This window comes from Thalassobacter sp. (assembly GCF_982993085.1).
In genome coordinates, this window is sequence record NZ_CEZFMW010000202.1 from 1 (window position 1) to 3,215 (window position 3,215).

The 3,215-nt window shown below is 55.4% G+C and carries 4 protein-coding genes; 2 read left to right on the forward strand and 2 right to left on the reverse strand.

What is annotated here, in order from left to right:
* Positions 1-2 precede the first annotated feature (2 nt).
* Together hemF and fosX are read left to right on the forward strand one after the other, a co-directional pair.
* Positions 3-830 carry an oxygen-dependent coproporphyrinogen oxidase gene (gene hemF, locus AC4GMC_RS17860; protein WP_490391493.1) on the forward strand — a complete coding sequence of 276 codons (828 nt, stop codon included), beginning with the start codon at positions 3-5 and terminating at the stop codon, positions 828-830.
* Positions 831-962: 132 nt separating this feature from the next.
* Complete coding sequence (gene fosX, locus AC4GMC_RS17865) at positions 963-1,367, forward strand: FosX/FosE/FosI family fosfomycin resistance hydrolase (RefSeq protein WP_487879034.1); 405 nt, start codon at positions 963-965, stop codon at positions 1,365-1,367.
* A 5-nt stretch (positions 1,368-1,372) separates the two neighbouring features.
* Here fosX and AC4GMC_RS17870 read toward each other — a convergent pair whose 3' ends face one another.
* Together AC4GMC_RS17870 and hemE are read right to left on the reverse strand one after the other, a co-directional pair.
* Positions 1,373-1,681: a hypothetical protein gene (locus AC4GMC_RS17870; protein ID WP_487879035.1), complete on the reverse strand. Its 309-nt coding sequence runs from the start codon at positions 1,679-1,681 to the stop codon at positions 1,373-1,375.
* Between the two features lie 300 nt (positions 1,682-1,981).
* Positions 1,982-3,025, reverse strand: a complete 1,044-nt coding sequence (gene hemE / locus AC4GMC_RS17875; RefSeq protein WP_487879036.1) for a uroporphyrinogen decarboxylase — start codon at positions 3,023-3,025, stop codon at positions 1,982-1,984.
* Positions 3,026-3,215: the final 190 nt, after the last annotated feature.

The following is a 3,215-nucleotide window of genomic DNA, read 5'->3' on the forward strand; positions in this document are numbered from 1 at the left end:
CCCTGCGCGATCAAATCGTGGCCGCCTTTGAGGCGTTGGAAGACAGCCAAACCACAGGCCCCTTCGCGGACCTACCCCCCGGTCGGTTTGAGGTCACCGAAACCACCCGCGCCGAAGATGGCGGCGGCGGCATCATGAGCGTGATGCGCGGCGGCCGCCTCTTTGAAAAAGTCGGCGTCAATTGGTCAGCGGTTCACGGCACCCTCGCCCCCCGCGCCGTCGCCGCAATGGCTGCCCGCAAAGACATCCCCGGCATGGCCGAAGATCCCCGCTTTTGGGCGTCCGGCATCAGCCTTGTCGCTCACATGCGCAACCCCCACACCCCGGCTGTCCACATGAACACACGTATGTTCTGGACCCCACACGCCTGGTGGTTCGGAGGCGGCTCAGACCTAAACCCCTGCATCGAAGTCGCTGAGGACACGGCCTTTTTCCACAACGTCCTCAAAGATCATTGCGATAAACACGACACATCCTACTACCCACGCTTCAAAGAATGGGCAGACGAATATTTCTACGTGCCCCACCGTGGCCGCGCGCGTGGCGTGGGTGGTATCTTCTACGACGACCTTTGCACCGGCGATTGGGCCAAAGACTTCGCCTTTACCCAAGATGTGGGCCGCGCCTTCCTCCCCGCTTTTACTGGCGTGACCGAGAAAAACCGCGACGCAACTTGGACCGAGGCAGACAAAGAAAAACAACTCATCCACCGCGGCCTCTACGCCGAATACAATCTCGTCTACGATCGCGGCACCAAATTCGGGCTTGAAACAGGCCACAACGCGGACGCCGTCCTCATGTCCCTCCCGCCAGAGGCGAAATGGACCTAACCATACATTAGCATCCCGGCATCAACCTAACCCCATAAAGGGCGGGTTGGTGCCGATCCATATCCAAAACCTAGCGTGCCTGCGCAACGCCCGCTAACCTTCATCGTCACAGTATCCACCAAAGGTTGAGAAATGATTGAAGGCCTAAGTCATTTAACCTTTATCGTGCGCGATCTCGATAAAATGGAGGCCGTGCTCACAACCGTCCTTGATGCGAAAAAAATCTACAGCAGTGGCGAAAAAATGTTCTCTCTCTCACAAGAGCGTTTTTATGACATCGGCGGCCTCTGGGTGGCCATCATGAGTGGCGCCCCTCTGGCGGAAAAAACCTACAACCACGTCGCCTTCAAAATGGGCCCTAATGACTATGATGACCGCCTCGCGCGCATCAAATCCCTCGGCCTACACATCAAAGAAGAACGCCCCCGCGTAGACGGCGAAGGCCGCTCCATTTATTTTTACGACCACAACAACCACCTGTTCGAGCTGCACAGCGGCACCCTTGAACAACGGCTGCACCGTTACTCAAAAACCTAGAATCCCTACTCACCGCGCAACGCCGCAGCCTCCCGGACCTTGGCCCGAGCCTTCAATTCCAATGCCTCGTTCACTTGCTCTATCCGCGCGCGCCGCTCCCACCTCATATACTCGGAATAGGTTGCGGAACTGTTACTCGCCAAATCCAAAACCTCTAAATCACGCGGCCCAATCAACGCGCCCACAACCCGACGATGCTTCATAATTGGCAGCCACGCATCCTCCTGCCGCGCCCGCTCCAACCAAAATCCTAACTTCGCTCGCGCATCAGACAATGCCAAATAAGGGGGCAGATTTTCAAAACCGGGGCGCATGGGCGATCCTTCCAAAAAAACACAATCACGCACCCGACCTCCGTCAGAGCAGTTAATGCGCCGTTAAGATTGGTTCTTATTTGTACGAAAGACGGCCAAAAAATTCAGATTGCCCATACCAAGGTCGCCACAAACCCAAGACGCCACCCAAGTTTTGTACAAAACTCAAATTCTATTGTCAGAACTCGGCCCCAGATCGCACAAAAACGCCCCACACCGGCAACCGGGCGGGGCGTCATTAACTCTAAATTAACACTCATTTACGCAGGTTTTGCGCAAACCAATTTCTGAAACGTTAAATTACGCAGGTACAGACTCGCGCAAAGTCTCGATCATAAGCGTGACATTTTCAGGGTCCGCGTCGGGCGTAATGCCGTGGCCAAGGTTAAAGATATGCGGCCCCTTAGAGAACGCCTCACGGATATGGCGCACCTCATCAATCAGGTCCTGACCGCCCGTCACCATGTGACGCGACGCCAAGTTGCCCTGGACGCAGCCATCAACCTGAACGTGTGCAGCGCCCCACTCTGGCGTAACCGAATTATCCAACGCCACACAGTCCGCGCCGGTCTTTCCAGCGAAACCAATATAGCCATCCCCCGCCTCACGCGGGAAGGCGATGATTGGCGTGTTCGGATGCTTAACCTTAAGCGCATCAATGATCCGCTTGGTCGGTGCCACGGCGTACTTCTCAAACGCTTCGCCCTTCAAGCTGCCAGCCCAGCTATCAAATATCTTAACGACCTCAGCACCCGCCTGAATCTGCATGTCCAAATAAGTGATCGTGGCTTCTGTCAGACGATCCATGATTTTGTCAAAAAGGGCCACGTTTTCAATCATCAGCTTATGCGCAGGCGCCTGATCCGGTGTGCCTTGACCCGCAATCATGTAGGTCGCAACCGTCCAAGGCGCACCGGCAAAACCGATCAAAGTAGTCTCTTCCGGCAGTTCACGACGCAGGATTTTGACCGTTTCATAGATGGGCGCAAGGTGGTCATGAATCGCATCGGCCGGCTTGATTCGATCAAAGTCCGCATCCGCCTGAATCGTCGACAACCGGGGCCCTTCACCGGTCACGAACCAAAGATCCGCGCCCAGCGCCTCAGGTACCAACAGGATATCTGCAAACAAAATCGCGGCATCAAATCCATAACGGCGGATCGGCTGTAGCGTCACCTCAGCAGCCAACTCAGAGTTGTAACAAAGCGACAGAAAATCCCCAGCCTCAGCCCGCGTCGCGCGGTACTCTGGCAGATAGCGGCCCGCTTGGCGCATCATCCAAATCGGTGGCACCGACTGGGTTTCGCCGTTAAGGCTGCGAAGGAGTTTCTTAGTCTGAGTCATTTGGTCGTTCCTATGCACTGGACAAAGCGTCCCTTTCTCATGTCAAACTGGCAGAAGCAGACCGATTGTCAATCTAAGTTGACACATGTAAGAGAACGCCTATGTCGAATATCACACTCCCGACCCCGAATTCACCCCTGAAAATTGGCACACGTGGCTCACCCCTCGCTTTGGCGCAGGCGTATGAAAC